Genomic DNA, 15863 nt, shown 5'->3' with positions numbered 1-15863 from the left:
GCCAGGGACGGCTTCACGACAGGGAGAGCGAGCGTGAGCGAAGCGATGCCGCGGTCCGCCGGCGACGGCCCATTGGCCGCACCGGTGATGGCGACGTTGCAACGGTTGCGCGCGGTGTTGCCGCGCCAGGCCGACGCGGCACAGGCGCGGCTGGCGCGCACGCTGGCGCCGCTGGCGGCCTCGCGCTGGCCCGAGGTGGCGTGGAGCTTCAGCTCGCTGACCAACACCGGCCTGCCGGTGGAATTCGCCTGGACCTCGCGCGAAGCGGCGGTGCGCTGGACCGCCGAGGTCGCCGAGCCCGAGGCCGACGACGCGACCCGCTTGCAACGCGCCGCGCAGGCGCTGGATTGGAGCGGCGACCTGCGGCCGTGGCTCGATCACCAGCGCGGCGCGCGGCTGAAGTTCGGCGCCTGGGCCTCGGCGCGGCACGGCGAGGATTTCGCCGCCAAGCTCTACGCCGACCTGCCCGAAGGCCGGTTGCCGCCGCCGTGGCGCGGCCGCCATCGCCTGTTCGATTCGGCCTTGCTGTTCTGGCGCATGTGCGGGATCAATCCCGACGGCAGCGTCGAATGCTATGCGCGCGCGGACGAACTCGATCTGGCCGCGCTGCGCGCGCTGGCGCGGGTCGCGCTCGGCGACGACGCGGCCTTGCTGCAGCGTCTGCTGCGGGTGCTGCCGGCCGACGATTTGCCGCGCCCGTCCGGCATCAGCCTGGCCCTGTCGGCGCAGGGCGAGGTGCGCGCGCTGACCTGGTTCACCTTCGCCAAGGCGATCTTCCGCGACGACGCCCAGGTCGAAGCGTGCCTGCGCACGCAGGGCGAGGGCGCGTCGGCGCAGGTCTACGCCGCGCTCGCCGCCGGCCCGGCCGACGGCCGTTGGCGCCACGGCATGATCGGCGTCGGCGCCGACATCGCCGGCAACGCCTGGGTGCAATGCGGCGTGCGGCCGACATGAGCGCCGCCGCACCGGTGTGCCCGCCGCGGATCGCGCCCGCGCGCGTCGCCGCGGCCGACAGGCGGCCTTACTTCATCGCCAGCGACGTGGTCCTGGACGGCCAACGCCTGCGCGACCGCAACGGCTTCGTCACCGCGCTGGGCGTGCGCGCGCTGCGCCGGGCCGGCCTGCCGGTGCCGGCGGCGATGCTCGACGCGCTGCAACAGTGCCGTTCCGCGCGCGGCGGTTTCCGTTTCTGGCCCGAACGCGCGCATCCCGATTGGGCGCCGCGCCTGCCCGACGATGCCGACGACACCGCGATCATGCTGCTGGAACTGCTGCGCGCGGGCCGGATCAGCCACGCCGACGCGCACCGCACCGCCTGCTTGGCGATCGCCCGCCGCCGCATCGCCCAGTTGCCGCTGCTGCGCCCGCCGTGGCTGCGCATCGGCGTGTTCGCGACCTGGAGCCGCGACGGCATCCGCCGCGATCTCGTCGACTGCACCGCGACCGCCAACGTGCTGGCCTTGTTCGCGCACTTGCGGCTCGCCCACCTGCCCGGCGTGCGCGAGGCCGCCGACATGCTCGCCGCCGCGCTGCGCTGGGCCGGCGACGACGAACTGCGCGCGGCCAGCCTATCGCCGTTCTATCCCGACCCGGCCGAATTCGTCCTCGCGCTGGAGCACGCGGCCGAATGCGGCGCGCCCACGGCGGACGAACTGCATCGTCTCGCCGCGGCGACCGCATGGGGGCGCGATGCGCCGGCGCGCAGCGAGCGCTTCGACCACGCGGTCTGCGGCAGCCCCTACGGCATGGCGGCGTGGCGTTCGCCCGAACTGGCGCGGTTGCGCGCATGGGCGCGACGCAGCGGCGCGATGCGCCATCGCGATCTGCAGTCCGAACTGGACGAGCAGATCACGGCGATGGCCTGAGCCTCGCCCGCGCTTTTCGCTTGGGTCGGGTTTCGCAGCGACCGGCCGTCTCGCGGTCGCGGCTTGCGCCGCTCCTACAGTCGCTTGCGCCGTAGCGTCGAAGGCCTCCTGTAGGAGCGGCGCAAGCCGCGACCGCACCACCTCGCCCACAACGAACCGCCCATCGCAGCCGCGATCCCCCGACCTGCGTTCTCCAGGCGCGCGCGCGCGCGCTCCTCGCCGCAAAAAAGAAGCCCGGCCTAAGCCGGGCTCCGTTTTCATCGATCAAGGCCGAACCGGCCCCGGCCGCGCCCCGTGATCAGGGCTTGGGCGCGTAGCGCAGGGTCACGAACCACTCGCGGCCCGGCTGGTTGTAGTACGACACGGTCTCGTACTCGCGGTCGAACACGTTGGCCACCCGCGCCTGCAGGCTCAGCGCATCGGTGAACGCGTACTCCGCGCGCAGGTCGAACGTGCCGTAGCCGCCCAGGCGGTTGCTGTTGGCGACGTCGTCGTAGCGCGAGCCGTAGCCGACCGCGGTGGCGCCGACGCGGAACTTGCCGAAGGCGCGGTCCAGGTCGATGCGCGCGCTGTGCTTGGCGCGGCGCGGCAGGTCGTTGCCGCGGTAGAAGCCGACCCGGTTCTCGGTGTCGAGCCAGCTCGCGCTCGCCGCCAGCGTCCACTCGGCGAACGTGGTGTCGATGCCGATCTCGGCGCCGCGCATGCGCGCGCGTTCGATGTTGTTGGGCAGGTTGATCGCCGAGTCGAAGGTGATCAGCTCGTCCACGCGGGTGTCGAAACCGTCGATGCGCGCGTTGAAGTTCTCGCCGCGGTAGGCCAGGCCCAGTTCCCAGGTCTTGGACTCTTCCGGCTTGAGGTTGTGGTTGCCGAAGAACGGGTAGTACAGCTCGTTGAAGGTCGGCGCCTTGAACGCGGTGCCGTAGCCGACGGTGACGCGCCAGTGGTCGGCGAAGTTCAGGCCCCACGCGGCGCCGCCGGTGGTGTGGCCGCCGAACTGCTCGTTGTCGTCGCGGCGCACGCTGGCCTCGAACGACTGGTTGCCGAAGCGGCCCTGGTACTGGACGAAACCGGCCTTGTTGTCGCGCGAACGCTCGTCGTAGGTGGTGTCGCTGCGCACTTCGTCGCGCAGCCAATCGAAGCCCGCGCTCAACACGTGGCCTTCGAACAGGTTGAAATCGGCCTGCAAGGTCGCGGTGTCGCGATTGGTGCTGAAATACCCCATCGGCACCGCGCCGAGGAAGTTGTCCGAGCTGTCGACATTGCGCCCGCCGGTCAGCTGCACATGCACGCGCTCGCTCGGCCGCCAGTCGATCTTGCCGCCGATCACCTGCTGCACGGTCTCGGAATAGTTGACGAAGCTGCCGTCGTAATCGTTCTGGCCTTCGGCGCGCAGCGCCTGGCCTTCCACGCTCCACTGCTCGTTGATCTCGACGCCGCCGCGCAGCGACAGCGCGTGGCTTTCGTAACCGTCGCGGTCGGGCTCGTCGGTGAAGCAGCCGGCGAACACCGGGAAGCCGGCGCCGCGGCAGGCGTCGATGCCCTGGGTCTTGCGGAAGCTGTAGTCGGCGCCGAACCAGCCGCGGCCGCCGCGGCCGCCGAAGCCGGTGCCGAATTCGACGGTGCCGTTGCTGCCGCCGCCGGCGTGCACGCGCGGGGCGAAACCCTGGCGCTCGCGGCGGGTGAACACCTGGATCACGCCGCCGATGGCGTCGGCGCCGTACAGGCTCGAACGCGGGCCGCGCACGATCTCGATCCGGTCGATCAGTTCCAGCGGCAGGTCCTGCAGCGAGGCCAGGCCCGAGGTCGGCGAACCGATGCGGATGCCGTCGACCAGCACCAGCACGTGGTCGGATTCGCTGCCGCGCAGGAACAGCGTGGTCAGCTTGCCGGCGCCGCCCTGGTTGGCGATGGTGATGCCGGCGCGGCCGCGCAGCAGGTCGTTGAGGTCGCGCGCCTGGCTGCGCTCGATGTCGGCGCGGTCGAGCACGTCGACCGGGGTCAGCAGGTCGTTGACGCTGACCGCGGTGCGGTTGGCGGTGACCACGACCTGATCCAGGTCGGTGGGCGCACCGGCGGGCGCGGCGACGGCGGCCGCCGGCAACGCGAGAGCGCCGGCGATGGCGAGGGACAGCAACTGGTAACGACGCATTGAAGCACTCCTGCGCGCGCGATCCTGCGCGCACGACGAACGGCGAAGGGCGGAGGCGGGGGAGGGCGAACGCAGGCGAGCCGGCGCGAAGGCGCGGCGACCGCCGCGATGCCCTCCGCATCGCAACCTGTGGGGGCTTCGGGGCCGGTCTCCGGACTTGCGGGCCGAACCGGCGGACCGGTTCCGGCGCGGCGCCTTCCCATGCCGGTGGCGCGAGGCCGGTGGCACAGTGGCGGTTGCCGCGCTGTGGACGCGCTTACCGTTGCGGGGGCAGTGCCGGACTGGCCGCGGCCGGATCGCAGATCCGCGCCGCCGGACGTCACCGGCTTCCCGTTTCAACCCGGCGGCCTGGCCGCGGGGTCACCTCGAAGCGGGGCGCAGTGTACGCGAAGCCGGCGCCGCCTGCCTGACCGGTCGGAGCCGTCCTAGGCCTCTGCAGGAGCGGCGCGGGGTGCGAACGCGCGGCGATCGCTCGCGTTGATGCTTTCGACGTGGCCGGGGTGCCGCGGTCGCGGCTTGCGCCGCTCCTGCAGGAAGCGGGCGCAGCCGCGCAGCGTCGGCTCAGTCGTGCCGACCGTTGTCCTCGTCGCGACCGTTGTCGCCGGCCGCGCCGTCGTCGTCGCGTTCGTCGCCGGCGCCATCGCCATCCCCGCCGTGGCCGCCTTCATCGCGGCCCGCGCCGAAGCCGCCGAAGCCGCCGTCCTCATGGCGATCTTCGTTATGCACCGTCGTGCGCACCGGCGCGGCGGCCGGCTTGTTGCGCGGCGCCGGCAGCAGCGCGGTGGCCGCCTCGGCGGCCAGGATCAGCTCCTGGCGGCGCTCGTCGGGAATCTCCTGCCAATGGCAGTCCAGCAGCGCGCCTTCGATCGCGTAGAGCAGGTTCAAGGTCGGCTTGAAGCCGGCGCGCTTGACCCGCATGAACGCCTCGACCGTGCCGATCGCGGCGACGTCCTCGTGCGTGCGCAGCCCCACCTGGCGCAGCCAGGCCGCGCTCTTGGGGCCGATGTTGCGCATCTTGATTCCGCTCATGCCAGCGACTCCACATACACCTGGGCCAAAGCTTCCAGGCCGGCCTGATCGTCGGCGTCGAAGCGGTCCGGGATCGGGCTGTCCAGGTCGAACACGCCGATCAGTTCGGCGCCGCGGGTCAGCGGCACCACCACTTCCGAGCGCGAGGCCGCGTCGCAGGCGATGTGGCCGGGGAACGCGTGCACGTCGGCCACGCGCTGGGTCTGGCGGCGGGTGGCGGCTGCGCCGCACACGCCCTTGTCGAGCGGAATGCGCACGCAGGCCGGCAGCCCTTGGAACGGGCCGACCACCAGTTCGGTGCCGTCGAAGAAATAGAAACCGACCCAATTGAGCTGCGGCAGGGCCTGGTTGACCAGCGCCGACAGATTGGCGGCGTTGGCGATGCGGTCGCGCTCGCCGTCGAGCAGGGCGCGGGCCTGGTCGACCAATTGGGCGTATTGCTCGGACTTTTGGCCCGAAAGTGTGGAGGCAGTAAACATCTTCGGAGTGTAACAGCGGCGTCCGCTGCGACTACCATGCCCACCGGGCGGCGCCGGGAAAGCGCGAGATCAGTCACAGGCGCCGCCGCCCCTTCCGACAAGCGCGCCGTCGGCCGCGCGGTCCCGTCCGCGCGCCGGGCGGCCCCAGCCGCGAGACTCCCGCATGACTTCTGCCCGCCGGCTCCCCGGCCTGTTCGTCACCGGCACCGATACCGGCATCGGCAAGTCGGTCGCCAGCGCCGCCCTGTTGCACGCCCTGCGCGCCGGCGGCGCGCGCGCGGTCGGCATGAAGCCGGTCGCCAGCGGCTGCGAGCCCGGCCCGGACGGCTGGCGCAACGAGGACGCGTTGCTGCTGCAGGCCGCCAGCGATCCGCGGCCGCGCTACGAAGACGTCAACCCGTACGCCCTGCCGCAGCCGCTGGCGCCGGAGATCGCCGCGGCCGAAGCCGGCGTCGAGATCGCGCTGGGTCCGATCCTGGCCGCGCACGCGCGGCTGGCCGCCCAGGCCGACACCGTGGTGGTCGAGGGCGTCGGCGGCTGGGCCGCGCCGGTCAGCGCTCAGCTCGACCAGATCGACCTGGTGCGCGCGCTGAAACTGCCGGTGGTGCTGGTCGTCGGCCTGCGCCTGGGCGCGATCAACCATGCCCGGCTGAGCGCGCGCGCGATCCAGGCCGACGGCGCCGAGCTGATCGGCTGGATCGCCAACGGCATCGACCCGCACATGGCGCGCGCCGACGAGAACTTCGAGATCCTGCGCCGGCGCCTGCCGGTGCCGTGCTGGGGCCGGCTGCCGCATGCGGCGCAGCCCGACCCGGCGACCCTGGCCGGTGCATTGCGCCCGGCCTTCTGAATCCCGCACTTCCCCTGTAGGAGCTGGCGCAAGCCGCGACCGCGGAGTTTCCGCTCGCGTCGCAGATACCGCCGCAGTCGCGTTGCCGCAGTCGCGGCTTGCGCCGCTGCTACCGGGCGCTTCCGATCCTCCGGCCGGGGCCTGCGCACCGCGCAAACGAAAAAACCCGACAGCTCGCGCTGCCGGGTTTCTTCATCGCATCGGGCCGCCGGGAGAGAGGCGGCGGCCGCGAGGCTTACTTGGCGGCCGGAGCGGCGGCCTTGGCCACGGCCTTGGTGGCCTTCTCGACGTTGGCCTGGGTCGCCTTGGCGGCGGTCTCGACCTGCGACTTGGCCAGCTCGGCGATGGCTTCGTTGGTCTTCAGGGTGCGGCCGAAGGCTTCCTGGCCGGTGCTGACGGCGCGCTCGACGTTCTCGCGGGCCACCTGCACGCCCTTCGGGAACAGGGTCTTGAGGGCGTCGAAGTCGCGGGCCTCGGCGGCTTCGCCGAAGAAGGCGAAGGTGGCGTTGACGCGGTCTTCGATCGCGGCGATCTGCAGGCCGAACACGGCCTCGGCGTTGTCGAGGGCCAGGCGGTTGACCTGAGCGGCCGTGTCCGCGAACTGGCGCGTGGCGGCGGCGAACTGTTCGTTGAACTGCTGGTACATGGCTTAGCTCCTGAGAAGGTGGCCCAGACGGAGGGCGACTGGATTGTGCGATGCAGCATAGACCGGCTTTTGTTGCGCCGCAACATGGCGCCGACCAGCGGTCCTGAATCGTTCAGAAAACCTGCCGGTTCAGTCAGTTACGGGGTTGCTACCTGAATAGGCAAAGCGGCTTCGCTGCGCGGACCTGCGCCGATCCGCCCGGCCACGCTGGCGGGCACGGATGTCGATACGGTGGCGCGCGCATGACCCGACCCGGAACCGGGCGCGGCATCGGTTTGCGTCGCAGATGCCGGCGCGAAGCGCCGGCGCCGGGTCACTCGCCGCGGTAGCGGCTGCCGGCGGTGCAGGTCTCGTGGACCACGATTTCGCTCAGCAGCGGCAGCGCCGGCTTGAGCTGTTCCCAGATCCACACCGCCAGCCGTTCGCTGGTCGGGTTGTCCAGGCCTTCGATGTCGTTGAGGTAGTGGTGATCGAGCCGGTCATGGATCGGCTGGAACGCCTTCTTGACGTCGGCGTAGTCCATCAGCCAGCCGCTGTGCTCGCCGATATCGCCGCGCAGGTGCACTTCGACCCGGAACGAATGCCCGTGCAGGCGCGCGCACTTGTGGCCTTCCGGCACGTTCGGCAGCCGGTGCGCGGCTTCCAGGGTGAAGACCTTGAAGATGTCGATGGCGGGCATGGCGGCGAACGGGTGCGGAGCCGGCGGCGCCGGCGCGTGGAAGACCGATGATCGCGCAGCGCCGGAGCCGGCGCGAACGCGGCGGCGGGATGCAGCGGTGCGGATACGAAAAAGCCCGCTGCGCTGGCGGGCCCTGACTGGTGTTGCGGCGCGTTGTTCGATGGTGGCTATGGGTGGACTCGAACCACCGACCCCAGCATTATGAGTGCTGTGCTCTAACCGGCTGAGCTACATAGCCACGGTGAGCCGCGCATTCTTCATGCCGGGGCCGGTCTTGTCAATCCTTTCGCGGCGTTTTGCCCGGCTTGTCCTCTGGCCGACCCCGTGGCAGAGTCGGAGACAGTGAAATTAGGAGTCCGCATCGTGATCGATCCGGACGGCTACAGACCCAATGTAGGCATCGTCCTGATGCATCCCGATGGCCGCCTGTTCTGGGCGCGCAGGGTGCATCGCGACGGCTGGCAGTTCCCGCAGGGCGGGATGAACAGCGACGAGACGCCGCTGGAGGCCATGTATCGCGAATTGCGCGAGGAAACCGGCCTGCAACCCCATCATGTCGAAGTGCTCGGCGCCACCCCGGGCTGGCTGCGCTATCGGCTGCCGCGCAGGGCGGTGCGGCGCAACGACCGGCTGGTCTGCATCGGCCAGAAGCAGGTGTGGTTCCTGCTGCGGCTGACCGGGCAGGAATCGGATCTGTGCCTGGACGTGACCGACAAGCCGGAGTTCGATCACTGGCGCTGGGTCGACTTCTGGTACCCGATCGAGCACGTGGTGATGTTCAAGCGCGGCGTCTATACCAGCGCCCTGCGCCATCTGGCGCCGTTCGCCCGCCATGTCGCCGGCGACCAGGCGGTGCCGATGCCGTGCCCGGTCGCCGATGCGCGGCCCGACCCGCGCCGCGATGCCGGCCTCGGCGGCCGCCAGCACCAGCGGCCGCGCGCGCGGCCCGGCGGGCAGTCGGCCTGCGGCGGCTCCGAACCGGGCGCCTGAGCCGCGGCCCGGCCGGTCCGGGCCGCCCGCCGGCGTCTTTGCCGAATTGGGCTTTCATTAATTGACAATCATTCTCATCCGTGGCGGAATGGTCCCGCAGCCAGCCGGCTGCCAACCGAAGACCAGCGCCGTGTACGTCTGCATCTGCAACGGAGTCACCGACCGCGATATCCGCCAGGCCGCCGAAGCCGGTTGCCGCAGCGTGTCCGAGCTGACCATGCGCACCGGCGCCGGCGCCAATTGCGGCAGCTGCCTGGACTTGGCCGGCTCGCTGCTGGAGCAGGCGCGCAACGTGCGCGAACTGCCGCTGTCGGTGTTGCAACAAGCCGCCTAACGCGAGCGCGACACGCCGGCGCCGCGGCTGCGGCGGCAGGCGCTCCCGGTCCGCAAACCGGGTTTCAGCCAGCGCAACGTTCCGCCCTACGAATCCCCGAAACGGCCGCCTCGCGCGGCCGTTTTCGTGTCCGCCGCCACAATCCGCGCGGCTGCGTGCGAGCGATTCGCGATTACCGTTGCGCACGATTCGCGTTTCGTCATGGCCCGCGCGAAAGGGCTACAGTGCCGCCCATCGCAACGCAGGAGCCGGCCATGAAGGGCGACGCCAAAGTCATCGAATACCTCAACAAAGCGCTCTACAACGAGCTGACCGCGATCAACCAGTACTTCCTGCACGCCAAGATGCTGAAGAACTGGGGCCTCAAGGAACTCGCCGAGCACGAGTACCACGAGTCCATCGACGAGATGAAGCACGCCGACAAGCTGTCGGACCGCATCCTGTTCCTCGACGGCCTGCCGAACTTCCAGGCGCTGGGCAAGCTGCGCATCGGCGAGAACCCGCGCGAACTGCTCGAGTGCGACCTCGCGCTGGAGCTGGAAGCGATCCCGCTGCTGCGCGAGGCGATCAAGTACTGCGAGACCGTCAGCGACTACGTCAGCCGCAAGCTGTTCGCCGACATCCTGGATTCGGAAGAAGAGCACGTCGACTGGATCGAGACCCAACTGGCGCTGATCGAGCGCATCGGCGAGCAGAACTACCTGCTGACCAAGATCGAAGACGCCTCGTAAGCGCCGCCGCAATCGCGCAGGAAGCTCGCGTTCCTGCCGCGGCCCGATCCACCCGCCAGCGCACGCCAGCCAGACGGATCGACCGCAAGCCGCGCAAGCGGCGACCTTTCTCCAGCCAGCCGCGGCGACACGCTTCGTCGAGCCAGCCAGACGAAACCCAAGCCGCCGGCCCCGCGCCGGCGGCTTTTTTTGTCGTTCGCGAACCCGATCGCTCCCTGTAGGAGCGACGCAAGCCGCGACCGCGACAGCGCAGCGGCGGCGAAAGCGACGGTGCGAGCGGCTACCCCGCGGTCGCGGCTCGCGCCGCTCCGACAGTGGCTTCGGCCATGTCTCTCGCGCACGCAAAAACCGCCGGCTCGGGCCGGCGGTTTTCGGGGACGGGAACGATCGCGGCCTCAGCCGGCTTCCAGCGCCTTGGGCTCGCGCTTGTGCCGCCGGAACAGCAGTCGCCACAGCCACCACAGCGCCAGGACCAGCACGAGGGTGATCGTCGCCACGATGCCCAGGCTCAGCCAGGGGTGGGCGAAGGCCAGCGCCAGCACCCCGATCACGGCGGCGTCCTCGGTCAGCGAGGCGGTCCAGTTGCTGATCGGTTCGGGCGAGGTGTTGAGCAGGGCGCGCGAGCCGGACTTGAGCAAGTGGCTGGTCAGGGCCACGCCGGCGCCGGCGGCGAGGGCGCCGGCGCCGAGCTCGCCGTCCGGCGAGATCGTCGCGGCGGCCAGGAACGCGCCCACCGGCACCCGCAGCAGGGTATGCAGCAGGTCCCAGCCCGAGTCCACGCCGGGGATCTTGTCGGCGAAGAACTCGCCGACCGTCAGCGCGCCGCACACGCCCAGCACCCACGGCGACTGGGTCGCCTGCAGCGCCGGCGGCAGGTCCAGCCAGCCGAGCATGCCGGCCAGGCCGACCCCGAACACGGTCAGGTAGACCCGGACGCCCGACAGCCAGGCCAGAACTACGCCAACTGCGAACAGGTGCGCATCGGACATCGCGGCATTCCCGTTAAGATTGAAGGTTGAGTATAGGTAAACCGGCGGCTGCGGGCCGTCGACGTCCCGTATGAGCAAAACGCCGCCGCCCCGCTTCGTCATCGTCCAGCAGCAGCCGGACAAGCGACCTTATATCTGGTCGGCGGTGGGCGTGGCGTGGGCGGTATCGCTGGCCCTGGCCTGGTGGTGGTCGCAGTCGCTGGCCGCGCCGCAGCTGCCCAAGCTCAAGGTCGAGCTCGACCAGACCCGGCGCGAGCTGCGCCAGCGCCAGTCCGAGCTGGACAAGCTGGCCCAGCGCGAGGCCAACCTGCAGCGCTCCGACCAGATCAGCCGGGCCGCCAACAAGCAGGTCCAGAGCTCGTTGGCCCAGCGCGAGGAGGAAATCTCCGACTTGCGCGCCGACGTGGCCTTCTACGAACGCCTGGTCGGCGCGACCGCGCCGGCCAAGGGGCTGAACGTGCATTCGGTGGAGTTCCACGCCGAGGCAGGCGGCACCTGGCGGTACCAGATCGTCCTGACCCAAAACCTGAACCGCGGCGCGGTGAGCAGCGGGGGGCTGCAATTCCAGGTCGAGGGGGTGCGTGGCGGCAAGCTCGCCAGCGTGGGTTGGGACGAGTTGCACCAGAAGTCCAAGGCGCCCGCCCAGGACTACTCCTTCCGCTACTTCCAGACCCTCGACGGCAGCGTGATGCTGCCGGCCGGGTTCACTCCGCAACGCATCCGCGTTTCGTTGCGCGGAGAAAACGCCGCGATCGAGCAGCGTTTCGCCTGGAAGAGCGGCGTCACCGTAACGACTGGGGAAACCTGACAGATGTTCAAGACCAACAGCAGCAAACCGGCCCCCCTGCGCGAAGGCCAGGTCGACACCATGATCGGCTCGCACGTGGTGATCCGCGGCGACCTGCAATTCAGCGGCGGCCTGTATATCGAGGGCCGCATCATCGGCAAGCTGATCGCCGTCGACGGCCAGCCGGCCAGCCTGACCCTGGCCGAGAACGGCAGCATCGAGGGCGAAGTGCGCGCGCCGGTGGTGGTCATCAACGGCACCCTGCATGGCGATGTCTACGCCAGCGAGCGGATCGAACTGGCGGCCAAGGCCCGGGTCGAGGGCAACGTCCACTACAAGGTGGTCGAGATGACCGCCGGCTCGCAGCTGACCGGGCGCCTGATTCATGCCGACGCCCAGCACGCCGACGCCGCGGCTGCGCTGCCGCCGCCTGAAGCCGCGATTACCGCCGGCGCTCTGGTGGATTGAGCCGGCCCGCCGCCGCCCTCACGCTGGGGCGGATGAGCGAGGACACCAGCCCGACCCGACCCGCGCCCGCCGCCCCGGCGGCCGGCGCCGCGCACCCGTCCCACCGCTGGCGCCTGCCGGCGATGGCGCTGCTGGCCGCGGCCCTGGCCTTCGGCGCCTGGGGCCTGTGGCGCTCGTTCAGCGGCCAGGACGCCCCCGCGCCGGCCCCGGCCGGCGCCGCCGCCGCGACCCCGCGCCAGATGCAGGCCGAACTGGAGCAACTGCGCCAGCGCGTGGCCACCCTGGGCCGTTCGGACGCGATCAGCCGCCAGGCCAACCGCGACCTGCAAAGCGCCCTGGCCGAGCGCGACGAAGAGATTTCCGGCTTGCGCGCCGACGTGGCCTTCTACGAGCGCCTGGTCGGCGCCACCGGCCAGCGCCGCGGCCTGACCGTGCATGCGCTGAAGATGCAGGCGCAGGACGGCGCGCCCTCGGCCTGGCACTTCACCACCACCCTGACCCAGAACCTCAACCGCGGCGCGGTCAGCGCCGGCCGGCTGACCCTGTTCCTGGAAGGCACCCGCAACGGCAAGCTGGAGAAGCTGGCCTGGACCGACCTGCGCCAGCAGGCCGACGCGCCGGGCGTGGGCTATTCGTTCAAGTACTTCGAGCAGGTCGAGGGCGATGTGTTCGTCCCCGCCGGCCTGACTCCGGTGCGGGTGACGGTGCGGCTGGTGCCGCAATCCGGCGCGGCGGTCGAGCAGTCCTTCACCTGGGCCGACGCCACCCGCGAGGCCGCCGCGACGACCGCCGAGGCCGGCCGCTCCGGGACCTGATCAGGCCCGACGGCGCCGGGCCGCCCATCGCGCAGGCGCCCGCGAGGCGGATCGCGCCTTGGCGAGAATGGCCGCCCACCGCCCACCGCCCACCGCCCACCGCGCACCGCGCACCGCGCACCGCGCACCGCGCGCCGTGCGCCGTGCCGTGTCGCGCCGTCGTTGGAGGCCGCCCGCAGCCAGGCGCCCGTTCCGGCAAATCCGTCCGTCGGCTGCCATTCCGCTGCGGTTTTCGCGCCGCGCCGGCGTGCACGCCACCCGGATTCAGGTCCGGCCGCGACCCGCAGTGTTCGCCTGGCGCGCTTGAATGCGCGGCGTGCGGCCTTATCCTTTAGCGCATGGAAATCGCCACGCTCAACTCCGCGCCGGACTACCAGTCGCTGGAGCGCCCGCTGCAGTTCACCTCCTCGGCCGCGCACAAGGTGCGCGAGCTGATCGCCGAGGAGGGCAACGACGCGCTCAAGCTGCGCGTCTATATCCAGGGCGGCGGTTGCTCGGGCTTCCAGTACGGTTTCGAATTCGACGAACAGCAGGGCGAGGACGACCTGGCGGTGCAGACCGACGGCGTGACCCTGCTGGTCGACCCGCTGAGCCTGCAATACCTGATGGGCGCGGAAGTCGACTACACCGAGAGCCTGCACGGTTCGCAGTTCGTGATCCGCAATCCGAACGCGAAGACCACCTGCGGCTGCGGCTCCTCGTTCGGCGTTTGACCGCGCCCGAGTGAACACCGCCGAGGCCGCCCTGAGCCAAGCCGCGCGTCCGTTCGCCTTCGTCGAGGCCGACGCGGCCTGGCGCGCGGCGCTGGACCGCGCCGATCACCTGCGCACCCAGCCCGAGGCCTTGTCCGGATTGTGGCCGCAGGCGCGGATCGTCGTGCTCGACGCGTCCGGCAACGCCCTGGCCGACGACGACGGCGCGCTGCGCGCGCCGCTCGGCCGCGAACTCAGCGACGGCCCCGGCGGTCCGGGCGCGGCGATCTTCCTCGGCCTGGACGGCGAGGGCGGCGCCTGGTTCGCCATCGACGCCGAATTGGTCGCCTTCGACGCGCCGCGCCGGGTCGATCTGCGCGCCGCCGCCGCGCACTGGCCGCTGCTGCACGCCAGTGTGTTCGCCCAGGCCCGCGCGCTGCAGTTCTGGCGCAACCGCAACCGGTTTTGCGGCGTGTGCGGCGGCGCGGTCGGATTCGAGCGCGCCGGCTGGCTGGGGCGCTGCGGCCAGTGCGGCACCGAACACTACCCGCGCACCGATCCGGCGGTGATCGTCGCGGTCAGCGACGGCGAGCGTTTGTTGCTCGGCCGCCAGGCGGCGTGGCCGCCGCGGCGGTTCTCGGTGATCGCCGGCTTCGTCGAGCCCGGCGAATCGTTGGAGCAGACCGTGGCGCGCGAGGTGCTGGAGGAAACCGGCGTGCGCGTGCGCGACTGCCGCTATCTGGGCTCGCAGCCGTGGCCGTTTCCGGGCGCGCTGATGCTCGGCTTCGAAGCGCGCGCCGAAGCCGGCGAACCGCACAGCAGCGAAGAACTCGAGGAAGTGCGCTGGTTCACCCTGGAGGAGATCCGTGCGGCGATCGCGCGCGGCGAACGCGGCGCGGACGATGGCGAGGGGTATCTGCTGTCGCCGAGCATCTCGATTTCGCGCTGGCTGATCGAACACTGGCGCCTGGCCGCCGAGGAACGCTTGCGGCGTTGAGCGGGTTGAGGGACGCGCGGCTGCGGAACGAAAGGCATCGGGCCTGAAGGCCCTCGCACAGGAGCGGGCCGCGACCCGCTGCTTTGTGGGAGGGCCTTCAGGCCCGATGCTTTCGTCTCCGCCGCGATGCCCCCGCAACGCGACCGCGCCTGCACGCGGCCGCGCTAGAATCCGGGGGCCAGATTCGCCACGCCAGGAGCGTCGCCCGATGTCCGTCACGCTGATCGCCGCCGTCGTCGCTCTGGTGCTCGGCCATCTCGCCCAATCGCTGGCCGCGTCCTTGCGTCACTTCGGCTGGTACGACGACTGGCTGCGCTGGATCGACAGCCGCTTCCCCGAAGGCAGCTTCTGGCGCGGGCGCTGGGGCATCGTCATCGCGCTGTTGCCGCCGTTGCTGGCGGTGGGCCTGTTCCAGCTGGCGCTGGTCGAGCCGCTGATCGGCCTGGGCGGGCTGGTGTTCGCGATCTTCATCCTGTTCTACGCCTGGGGCCCGCGCGATCTCGACCTGGACGTCGAGGCGCTGGCCTCCGCGCGCGACGGCGCCAGCCGGCGCGAAGCCGCGGCGCGCTTGTGGCCGGACGGCGCGACGCCGGCGCTCGACGGCGGTTCGCTGGTCGAGGCGGTGTTCCGCAGCGCGCTGCGGCGCTGGTTCGGCGTGTTGTTCTGGTTCCTGGTGCTCGGCCCGATCGGCGCGCTGGGCTATCGGCTGGCGGCGCTGGCGGCCGAAGGCGAAGCCTCGCGCCGGCTGCCCGGCGAAACCCTGGCCGGCGCGCGCACCCTGCTGGCGCTGCTGGATTGGCCGGTGGCGCAACTGTTGACCCTGGCCATGGCCCTGGTCGGCAACTTCGACACCGTGCTCGGCGCCTGGCGCGAAGCCGGCGGCGCGAGCTTCAGCCTGGACAACCGCTTCCTCGGCGCGGTCGCGCGCGCCAGCGTCAAGTGCGAGCTGGCCGAAGAGGCCGCCGACTACGTCAACGAATCCGGCGTGCCGGGCCAGGCCGTGGCGGTCGCCGCCGGCGGCGAGGTGCCCGAGCTGCGCGACGCGATGAGCCTGGTCTGGCGCAGCCTGCTGGTGTGGCTGGCGGTGCTGGCGCTGTTCGTGATCGCCGGCTTCGTCGCCTGAGCCACCGCGGCGCGGGGCCGGCGCCGCCGGCCTCGCCGCGGCCCCGCCCGTATCCGGGCCATCCGCCCGCTGCCCGTTACGCACGATTTCGCGGAGCTTCGCGCAATTTCCGCACGCCGCCGCACGGCGAGGTAGGGGGGCGTCCGCCGCCCTGCGTTTGACAGTTCAGGTTGCGCGTAAATCGCCAGCCGCGCGAGCCTTCCTTCGTCGGCCACCCCGGCGTCGGAACGCGGTCCTGCC

Annotated in this window: 18 protein-coding genes, 1 tRNA gene and 1 riboswitch; of the genes, 12 read left to right on the top strand and 7 right to left on the bottom strand. The window is 71.3% G+C overall.

Translation table 11 applies throughout. The annotated features are described in order from the left end of the window. Nucleotides 1–33: 33 nt before the first annotated feature. Both JHW41_RS21125 and JHW41_RS21120 read left to right on the top strand, forming a co-directional pair. Entirely contained in the window at nucleotides 34–954 is a 921-nt protein-coding gene (locus JHW41_RS21125) for a hypothetical protein (RefSeq protein WP_250446464.1), read from the top strand. After that, nucleotides 951–1865, top strand: a complete 915-nt coding sequence (locus JHW41_RS21120; protein WP_250446461.1) for a hypothetical protein — start codon at nucleotides 951–953, stop codon at nucleotides 1863–1865. The genes JHW41_RS21125 and JHW41_RS21120 overlap by 4 nt, the downstream gene beginning before the upstream one ends. 298 nt (nucleotides 1866–2163) lie before the next feature. Here the strand turns inward: JHW41_RS21120 and btuB are convergent, their stop codons facing one another. From btuB to JHW41_RS21105, 3 genes are all read right to left on the bottom strand, one after another. Further along, the gene (btuB, locus tag JHW41_RS21115) at nucleotides 2164–4014 is read right to left on the bottom strand and encodes a TonB-dependent vitamin B12 receptor (protein WP_078999297.1); all 1851 of its coding nucleotides are present in this window, start codon (nucleotides 4012–4014) and stop codon (nucleotides 2164–2166) included. Nucleotides 4015–4151: 137 nt separating this feature from the next. Beyond that, nucleotides 4152–4384, bottom strand: a riboswitch (cobalamin riboswitch). Between the two features lie 191 nt (nucleotides 4385–4575). Further along, entirely contained in the window at nucleotides 4576–5043 is a 468-nt protein-coding gene (locus JHW41_RS21110; protein ID WP_250446430.1) for a TfoX/Sxy family protein, read from the bottom strand. Beyond that, nucleotides 5040–5522, bottom strand: a complete 483-nt coding sequence (locus JHW41_RS21105) for a GAF domain-containing protein (protein ID WP_250446412.1) — start codon at nucleotides 5520–5522, stop codon at nucleotides 5040–5042. The genes JHW41_RS21110 and JHW41_RS21105 overlap by 4 nt, the downstream gene beginning before the upstream one ends. Before the next feature lie 163 nt (nucleotides 5523–5685). On the opposite strand from JHW41_RS21105, the gene bioD reads away from it, so the two are divergent. Further along, complete coding sequence (gene bioD / locus JHW41_RS21100) at nucleotides 5686–6372, top strand: dethiobiotin synthase (protein ID WP_250446409.1); 687 nt, start codon at nucleotides 5686–5688, stop codon at nucleotides 6370–6372. A 235-nt stretch (nucleotides 6373–6607) separates the two neighbouring features. Here bioD and JHW41_RS21095 read toward each other — a convergent pair whose 3' ends face one another. The 3 genes from JHW41_RS21095 to JHW41_RS21085 form a co-directional block, all read right to left on the bottom strand. Further along, nucleotides 6608–7018: a phasin family protein gene (locus tag JHW41_RS21095; RefSeq protein WP_250446407.1), complete on the bottom strand. Its 411-nt coding sequence runs from the start codon at nucleotides 7016–7018 to the stop codon at nucleotides 6608–6610. A 313-nt stretch (nucleotides 7019–7331) separates the two neighbouring features. Next, on the bottom strand, nucleotides 7332–7688 hold the full coding sequence (gene queD, locus JHW41_RS21090) for a 6-carboxytetrahydropterin synthase QueD (protein WP_057949942.1): 357 nt from the start codon (nucleotides 7686–7688) through the stop codon (nucleotides 7332–7334). 170 nt (nucleotides 7689–7858) lie between these two features. Beyond that, nucleotides 7859–7935 (bottom strand) — tRNA-Met (locus JHW41_RS21085). 125 nt (nucleotides 7936–8060) lie between these two features. Here JHW41_RS21085 and JHW41_RS21080 point away from each other — a divergent pair. The 3 genes from JHW41_RS21080 (at nucleotide 8061) to bfr (ending at nucleotide 9752) form a co-directional block, all read left to right on the top strand. Beyond that, nucleotides 8061–8687 (top strand): RNA pyrophosphohydrolase, encoded by a 627-nt coding sequence (locus tag JHW41_RS21080; protein WP_057946248.1) that lies wholly within the window; start codon nucleotides 8061–8063, stop codon nucleotides 8685–8687. Between the two features lie 130 nt (nucleotides 8688–8817). Further along, nucleotides 8818–9021 carry a (2Fe-2S)-binding protein gene (locus tag JHW41_RS21075; RefSeq protein ID WP_057949943.1) on the top strand — a complete coding sequence of 68 codons (204 nt, stop codon included), beginning with the start codon at nucleotides 8818–8820 and terminating at the stop codon, nucleotides 9019–9021. 254 nt (nucleotides 9022–9275) lie between these two features. Continuing rightward, the gene (bfr, locus tag JHW41_RS21070) at nucleotides 9276–9752 is read left to right on the top strand and encodes a bacterioferritin (protein WP_057946249.1); all 477 of its coding nucleotides are present in this window, start codon (nucleotides 9276–9278) and stop codon (nucleotides 9750–9752) included. Nucleotides 9753–10147: 395 nt separating this feature from the next. On the opposite strand, the gene JHW41_RS21065 is transcribed toward bfr, so the two are convergent. After that, on the bottom strand, nucleotides 10148–10741 hold the full coding sequence (locus JHW41_RS21065) for a DUF4126 domain-containing protein (protein ID WP_250446404.1): 594 nt from the start codon (nucleotides 10739–10741) through the stop codon (nucleotides 10148–10150). Between the two features lie 70 nt (nucleotides 10742–10811). On the opposite strand from JHW41_RS21065, the gene JHW41_RS21060 reads away from it, so the two are divergent. The 6 genes from JHW41_RS21060 to JHW41_RS21035 all read left to right on the top strand — a co-directional run bounded on the left by JHW41_RS21060 (nucleotide 10812) and on the right by JHW41_RS21035 (nucleotide 15623). Next, entirely contained in the window at nucleotides 10812–11549 is a 738-nt protein-coding gene (locus tag JHW41_RS21060) for a DUF6776 family protein (protein ID WP_057946251.1), read from the top strand. Between the two features lie 3 nt (nucleotides 11550–11552). Continuing rightward, a complete protein-coding gene (locus JHW41_RS21055) occupies nucleotides 11553–11996 on the top strand; it encodes a bactofilin family protein (protein WP_057946252.1) in 444 nt (147 codons plus the stop codon). Between the two features lie 32 nt (nucleotides 11997–12028). Next, nucleotides 12029–12811: a DUF6776 family protein gene (locus tag JHW41_RS21050; RefSeq protein WP_057946253.1), complete on the top strand. Its 783-nt coding sequence runs from the start codon at nucleotides 12029–12031 to the stop codon at nucleotides 12809–12811. 338 nt (nucleotides 12812–13149) lie between these two features. Next, nucleotides 13150–13524 carry an iron-sulfur cluster insertion protein ErpA gene (erpA, locus tag JHW41_RS21045; RefSeq protein WP_057946254.1) on the top strand — a complete coding sequence of 125 codons (375 nt, stop codon included), beginning with the start codon at nucleotides 13150–13152 and terminating at the stop codon, nucleotides 13522–13524. A gap of 31 nt (nucleotides 13525–13555) precedes the next feature. After that, entirely contained in the window at nucleotides 13556–14500 is a 945-nt protein-coding gene (nudC, locus tag JHW41_RS21040; RefSeq protein WP_250451165.1) for an NAD(+) diphosphatase, read from the top strand. A gap of 208 nt (nucleotides 14501–14708) precedes the next feature. Further along, the gene (locus JHW41_RS21035) at nucleotides 14709–15623 is read left to right on the top strand and encodes a regulatory signaling modulator protein AmpE (protein ID WP_078999308.1); all 915 of its coding nucleotides are present in this window, start codon (nucleotides 14709–14711) and stop codon (nucleotides 15621–15623) included. The last annotated feature ends 240 nt before the right edge of the window (nucleotides 15624–15863 follow it).

The sequence above is a fragment of the Lysobacter enzymogenes genome (assembly GCF_023617245.1).
GTDB classification, from domain to species: Bacteria; Pseudomonadota; Gammaproteobacteria; order Xanthomonadales; family Xanthomonadaceae; genus Lysobacter; species Lysobacter yananisis.
The sequence above is the reverse complement of the archived record's forward strand: the minus strand, read 5'-3'. Positions and strand labels throughout refer to the sequence as shown.

What these genes read in the sequence shown, in the direction of transcription:
- JHW41_RS21120 (WP_250446461.1), top strand. Translation starts at nt 951, where the DNA reads ATGAGCGCCGCCGCACCGGTGTGCCCGCCGCGGATCGCGCCCGCGCGC.
- btuB (WP_078999297.1), bottom strand. Translation starts at nt 4,014, where the DNA reads ATGCGTCGTTACCAGTTGCTGTCCCTCGCCATCGCCGGCGCTCTCGCG.
- JHW41_RS21110 (WP_250446430.1), bottom strand. Translation starts at nt 5,043, where the DNA reads ATGAGCGGAATCAAGATGCGCAACATCGGCCCCAAGAGCGCGGCCTGG.
- JHW41_RS21105 (WP_250446412.1), bottom strand. Translation starts at nt 5,522, where the DNA reads ATGTTTACTGCCTCCACACTTTCGGGCCAAAAGTCCGAGCAATACGCC.
- bioD (WP_250446409.1), top strand. Translation starts at nt 5,686, where the DNA reads ATGACTTCTGCCCGCCGGCTCCCCGGCCTGTTCGTCACCGGCACCGAT.
- JHW41_RS21095 (WP_250446407.1), bottom strand. Translation starts at nt 7,018, where the DNA reads ATGTACCAGCAGTTCAACGAACAGTTCGCCGCCGCCACGCGCCAGTTC.
- bfr (WP_057946249.1), top strand. Translation starts at nt 9,276, where the DNA reads ATGAAGGGCGACGCCAAAGTCATCGAATACCTCAACAAAGCGCTCTAC.
- JHW41_RS21065 (WP_250446404.1), bottom strand. Translation starts at nt 10,741, where the DNA reads ATGTCCGATGCGCACCTGTTCGCAGTTGGCGTAGTTCTGGCCTGGCTG.
- JHW41_RS21060 (WP_057946251.1), top strand. Translation starts at nt 10,812, where the DNA reads ATGAGCAAAACGCCGCCGCCCCGCTTCGTCATCGTCCAGCAGCAGCCG.
- JHW41_RS21055 (WP_057946252.1), top strand. Translation starts at nt 11,553, where the DNA reads ATGTTCAAGACCAACAGCAGCAAACCGGCCCCCCTGCGCGAAGGCCAG.
- JHW41_RS21050 (WP_057946253.1), top strand. Translation starts at nt 12,029, where the DNA reads ATGAGCGAGGACACCAGCCCGACCCGACCCGCGCCCGCCGCCCCGGCG.
- erpA (WP_057946254.1), top strand. Translation starts at nt 13,150, where the DNA reads ATGGAAATCGCCACGCTCAACTCCGCGCCGGACTACCAGTCGCTGGAG.
- JHW41_RS21035 (WP_078999308.1), top strand. Translation starts at nt 14,709, where the DNA reads ATGTCCGTCACGCTGATCGCCGCCGTCGTCGCTCTGGTGCTCGGCCAT.